Origin of the sequence: Kamptonema sp. UHCC 0994 (genome assembly GCF_029167235.1) — a bacterium.
Lineage (GTDB): Bacteria > Cyanobacteriota > Cyanobacteriia > Cyanobacteriales > Microcoleaceae > Kamptonema.
The window spans coordinates 1-5,854 of record NZ_JARFTR010000093.1; the positions used below are offsets into that span (position 1 = coordinate 1).

Sequence of the window (5,854 nt, forward strand, 5' to 3'; positions counted from 1 at the left end):
CGGTTCTTTCACCGCCCAGAGGGCGGCGTTACGATAAAATAACACTAATCAATCCAATTCAGGATTGAAACTCCAAAAAGAAATTCTAAACATCATGTCATTAGCCCCATTCTCCCCAGAAGAAATCGCCGCTGAAGGTCTAAAACCTGAAGAATACGAAGAAATTGTCAAACGTCTAAATCGCCATCCCAACAAGGCCGAATTAGGAATGTTTGGCGTGATGTGGTCAGAACATTGCTGTTACAAAAACTCCCGGCCCCTACTCAAACAATTTCCTACCACAGGCGATCGCATTCTCGTTGGCCCCGGAGAAAATGCCGGAGTTGTAGACTTAGGTAATGGCATCCAACTCGCCTTTAAAATTGAATCTCACAATCACCCGTCAGCAGTAGAACCCTTCCAAGGTGCAGCCACCGGCGTTGGTGGTATTTTGCGAGATATATTTACAATGGGAGCACGTCCGATTGCTGTATTAAACTCCCTCCGTTTTGGTTCCTTAGATGATGCTAAAACTCGGCGATTATTTACTGGTGTAGTATCAGGAATTTCTCATTATGGTAATTGTATTGGCGTGCCCACCGTCGGCGGCGAAATTTACTTCAACTCTGCCTATTCTGGCAACCCCTTAGTTAATGTCATGGCTTTGGGTTTAATGGAAACACCAGAAATAGTTAAATCCGGTGCATCTGGCATCGGCAATCCAGTCCTTTATGTCGGTTCAACTACTGGCAGAGATGGCATGGGTGGCGCAAGTTTTGCCAGTGCAGAATTAACCGATAAATCAGTTGATGACCGTCCCGCCGTGCAAGTAGGAGATCCCTTCTTAGAAAAATCATTAGTTGAAGCTTGCCTAGAAGCATTTAAAACAGGTGCAGTAGTAGCGGCGCAAGATATGGGTGCAGCAGGAATCACTTGTTCGACATCAGAAATGGCAGCTAAAGGCGGAGTCGGAATTGAATTTGATTTAGACAAAATCCCAGTTCGAGAAACCGGGATGGTTCCTTATGAATACCTGCTTTCAGAATCCCAAGAACGAATGTTATTTGTTGCCCATAAAGGGCGAGAACAGGAATTAATAGATATTTTTCACCGCTGGGGACTTCAGGCTGTAGTAGCAGGAACCGTGATTGAGGAACCGATTGTGCGAATTTTGTTTAAGGGTGAAATTGCCGCAGAAATTACGGCAACGGCTTTATCTGATAATACGCCAATTTATCACCATGAATTGTTGACAGAACTGCCGGAATATGTAAAGAAAGCTTGGGAATGGTCAGCTAATTCTTTGCCTCCTTGTACAATTAATGGTATTGAAATTTCCGAACAGTTCCAAACTTGGAATGAAATTTTATTGACACTTTTAGATACACCAACAATTGCCTCTAAAAGTTGGGTTTATCGACAGTACGACCATCAAGTACAAAATAACACTGTGATGCTTCCGGGTGCAGCCGATGCAGCTATTATCCGATTGCGACCTCAACTGGAAATTGAACAATCAATAGAATATAATCAGGGAGTAGCAGCAACAGTTGATTGCAATTCCCGCTATGTTTATCTTGACCCCTACGAAGGTGCAAAAGCAGTTGTAGCCGAAGCAGCAAGAAATCTGAGTTGTGTGGGTGCGGAACCTTTGGCAGTTACAGATAATCTTAATTTTGGATCTCCTGAGAAACCAATTGGTTATTGGCAATTAGCAGAATCTTGTCGCGGTATTGCAGAAGCTTGTCGAGAATTAGGAACACCTGTCACTGGTGGCAATGTTTCTCTTTACAATGAAACCCTGGATGCTGAGGGTAAACCTGCATCAATTTATCCAACTCCTGTGATTGGAATGGTGGGGTTAATTCCCGATTTAACTAAGATTTGCGGTCAAGGTTGGCAGGAATCTGGAGATTTAATCTATTTACTCGGAAATCTGATATCAGATGATAGTAAATATCGCAATTTGACAACAGATATCACTTTGGGAGGTTCGGAATATTTGGCAACAATTCACGGCATTGTTGGCGGAAAACCGCCGAGAGTTAATTTGGATTTAGAAAGGCGGGTACAAGCAGCTTGTCGGGCGGGAATTCGTAATGGTTGGGTACGTTCTGCCCATGATTGTGCTGAGGGAGGAATTGCGATCGCGATCGCAGAATCCTGTATTGCTGGTAAACTGGGAGCAGAGGTTAATCTTAATGTTAACTTTGTAAATGGTAAGCGTTGGGATGAAGTTTTATTCGGGGAACGGGGAAATACAATTTTAGTTTCAGTTGCGTCGGAGAATGAGAGCTTTTTGGTGTCTTATTTAGAGGAACATTTGCCGAATTTGTGGCAGAAAATTGGTAAAGTTGGTAATGTAGAATCACCTTTGCGGGTGGTGACAAATGATGGTCAGTCTTTAATTAAGGTAACGATTGAGGAAATTTGCGATCGCTTTTACAATGCTATTGAACGTCGCTTAGGAGCTGCTTAATTATAGCAAATGTATAATCACATCTCAAAGCCCATTAGTGTCAACTTAAGACTGTTGCAGGCGTGCGATCTCGCTCTATGAAGCCGATATTTATAGCAGGAGGCAGGTAAGGCTAAGGCAGGAGGAAAATAAAATAATAGAAAGGGTTTGGGTGATTGAGAATGTCCTAACCGTTGTGGCGGTTGCTATACCTTCTATCTTCTACCTTCTGCCTTCTACTTATGCCCTAAGATTCTTGCCCGTTGCTATAGAAGTTTAAACTTAAAAATAATGATCGAACCAATTCCAGTTAACCAACCCCTTTTAGATGGCAATGAACGCAAATATCTCAATGAGTGTATTGACAGTGGTTGGATTTCCTCAGAAGGGCCCTTTGTCAAGCAATTTGAAGAAAAATTTGCCGCCCGCGTTGGTCGCAAATACGGAATAGCTGTATGCAACGGTTCCGCAGCTTTAGATGCCGCAGTTGCAGCCCTAAAAATTGGCCCTGGCGATGAGGTAATTGTGCCAACTTTTACGATTATATCCTGTGTAGCTGCCATTGTTAGAGCGGGTGCTAAACCAGTTTTAGTGGATGGCGATCCCCAAACTTGGAACATGGATATAGCACAAATTACTAGCAAAATTTCGCCCCAAACAAAAGCAATTATGGCTGTTCATATTTACGGCTTACCCGTAAATATAACTCCCCTATTAGAGTTAGCTAAAAAATATAATTTACAGGTAATTGAAGATGCCGCAGAAATGCACGGACAAACTTATAAAAATCAACCTTGTGGCAGCTTTGGAGATATCAGTACCTTTAGCTTTTATCCTAACAAACATATCACCACAGGTGAAGGCGGAATGATCGTCACTGACGATACTAAATTAGCAGAAAGAAGTCGTTCATTGCGAAACTTATATTTTCAGCCACAGCAGCGGTTTGTACACGAAGAACTTGGCTGGAACTTGCGGATGAGTAATATTCAAGCTGCCTTGGGAATAGCACAGTTAGAAAGGCTAGACGAGTTTGTTGCCCGCAAGCGGAGAATGGGTTATATTTATAATGACTTGCTAGCAGGTATCGCTGGTTTAGAATTACCTTTAGCCTCTACAAATTATGCTGAAAATATTTATTGGGTATACGGCGTAGTATTGAAAGATAAATTGCCATTTGATGCTGTAGAAGCAATGCGGCGTTTAGCAGAACATCAAATTGGAACGCGACCTTTTTTCTGGCCGATGCACGAACAGCCTGTATTTAAGAAAATGGGTCTATTTGAAGGCGAATCTTATCCCGTTGCTGAAAGACTTGCTAGGCGAGGATTTTATATTCCTAGCGGCATGGCTTTAACAGATGCACAAATGGAACGAGTTGCACAGGTAATGAAAGAAGTAATTAGGTAATTGATATGCAAATATTTGGTAATTATGCTCGCTATTACAATCTACTGTACCGAGATAAAGATTATGCGGCTGAGGCAAAGTTTGTAGAGGAACTGCTGGAAAAATATGCACCAAATGCACAAACCTTGTTAGAGTTAGGATGCGGTACAGGAAACCACGCGACATTGCTAGCATCAAAATACGAAGTCTGCGGTATAGATTTGAGTTTGGATATGTTGGAACAGGCAAAACAGCGGCAGCTAAATTCACCTCCAACACCAGCATTTAAACTTCAGTTTTTGCAAGGAGATATTCGTTACATCCGGCTAGAGCGCAAATTTGATGCCGTTATATCTCTATTTCATGTATTCAGCTACCAGACAAATAATCGCGATTTACAAGCTGCTTTTGCTACCGCCAAAGCTCATCTCAATCCAGGGGGAGTGCTGATTTTTGATTGTTGGTATGGCCCAGGGGTTTTGAAAGATCCGCCAACAGTTAGAATCAAGCGTTTAAAAGACCAAGAAATTACTGTAACTCGAATTGCTGAACCTGCGATCTATCCTAATGATAACTTAGTGGATGTTAGATATCAAGTTTTTATCAAAAATAACTCTAGCAATGCCGTTGAGGAAATTGAAGAAAGCCACAAAATGCGATATCTGTTTAAACCAGAAATAGATTTATTTTTGGCTGTTAATCAGTTTGAATTATTAGCTTATGGTGAATGGATGGCAGGGAATGAACCAGTAGCTAAAACTTGGAGTGTTTATTTCATAGCTAAAGTCTAAATTCAGGAAATAAAAAAATGTCTAAGCAATGTGGTATCTTTTTTTACGAGGGATATGTCGGCGTTGCTCCTACAATTATTAACTTGTCTAAAGTTATGCAAAGACAGGGATATGTAGTGACAATATACGCTACAGAGAATGACTATGCTCAACCTGGTAAAATTGGAGAAAATGTAAAAATCATTTACTTTTGCAAAGACTTTAAAATCGTCAGATTTCTAAATAGAACTAGATTAAAACCTCTAGTTCCACTTATAAAACTCTCTATTTTTTTGTTTCAAGTTTTGACTCATCAACTACGCAATCAGCAGCTACAAAGCTTAAAAAATAATATTAATATCGGCGTTGATATTTATGGAAATGTGGCAGCTATGCTGTCTCTATATTTTTTAAGACAGAAATTTTTATTTTTGTCATTAGAATTGTGGAAGCCTACAGGAATTCTCAGTAAAATGGCTAATCTAGCTTACAGAAAAGCAGCGAGTGTAATTACCCAAAGTGAAGGTAGATTTGAAAACCTTTCAAGTTATTACGAATATCGACATCCTCAACCATTTTATCTACCTAACTCTAGCTTTGCCGCTGAAAATGAGATTTTAGCTAAAAATGCGAGTAATTATTTCCGGGAAAAGTTCAACTTAAACAGACAAGAATTCCCATACTTAATTCTCCAAGCTGGGATGATTAATGATGCCGTTTTAGCAAAAACTATAGCTGAAGCATTTAATCATATTGATGACGGATATGCTTTGATTTTCCATGAGAGGAAAGAAAGACAAGAAGAGGAATCCTATATCCAATCGCTGCGAAAGCTTAACTCAAAAAACTTATTTCTTTCTTTACAACCTGTTCCTTACGAGCAAGTAGATCAAATATATGCTGCGGCAACAATTGGACTGGCTTTTTATGCAAATTTAGGTAATGATTATGCCTCTATTTCTATGGCTTCTGGAAAGTTAGCAGAATATTTGAAGCATGGGAAGCCTGTTTTATTGAGCAATTTGCCATCTTTGTGCAAGTTAGTTGATGAGTATCAGTTTGGGATTGTAATTAATAATCCCTCTGACTCGGAGGAGATTAAGATGGCAATTCAGCAAATACTAAGTGACTTCGATACCTATAGCAAAAATGCGAAAGTGTGTTTTGCTACCGAGTTTGATTTCGGTAAAAAAATGGAACCTATATTATTGTTTATCGAGGCTTTGTGAGAGTAAGTAACGCCGCCATCTTGGCGGTC

General features: G+C 40.3%; 4 protein-coding genes. All 4 read left to right on the top strand.

Features of this window, described 5'->3' with window-relative positions:
• Positions 1-94 precede the first annotated feature (94 nt).
• Positions 95-2,458, top strand: a complete 2,364-nt coding sequence (purL, locus tag PY364_RS09320) for a phosphoribosylformylglycinamidine synthase subunit PurL (RefSeq protein ID WP_275522023.1) — start codon at positions 95-97, stop codon at positions 2,456-2,458.
• 270 nt (positions 2,459-2,728) lie between these two features.
• Complete coding sequence (locus PY364_RS09325; protein ID WP_275522025.1) at positions 2,729-3,847, top strand: DegT/DnrJ/EryC1/StrS family aminotransferase; 1,119 nt, start codon at positions 2,729-2,731, stop codon at positions 3,845-3,847.
• 5 nt (positions 3,848-3,852) lie between these two features.
• Entirely contained in the window at positions 3,853-4,617 is a 765-nt protein-coding gene (locus tag PY364_RS09330; RefSeq protein ID WP_275522027.1) for a class I SAM-dependent methyltransferase, read from the top strand.
• A gap of 17 nt (positions 4,618-4,634) precedes the next feature.
• Positions 4,635-5,825: a hypothetical protein gene (locus PY364_RS09335; RefSeq protein ID WP_275522029.1), complete on the top strand. Its 1,191-nt coding sequence runs from the start codon at positions 4,635-4,637 to the stop codon at positions 5,823-5,825.
• The last annotated feature ends 29 nt before the right edge of the window (positions 5,826-5,854 follow it).

Coding starts and splice junctions, on each gene's coding strand:
- purL (WP_275522023.1), top strand. CDS start 95: ATGTCATTAGCCCCATTCTCCCCAGAAGAAATCGCCGCTGAAGGTCTA.
- PY364_RS09325 (WP_275522025.1), top strand. CDS start 2,729: ATGATCGAACCAATTCCAGTTAACCAACCCCTTTTAGATGGCAATGAA.
- PY364_RS09330 (WP_275522027.1), top strand. CDS start 3,853: ATGCAAATATTTGGTAATTATGCTCGCTATTACAATCTACTGTACCGA.
- PY364_RS09335 (WP_275522029.1), top strand. CDS start 4,635: ATGTCTAAGCAATGTGGTATCTTTTTTTACGAGGGATATGTCGGCGTT.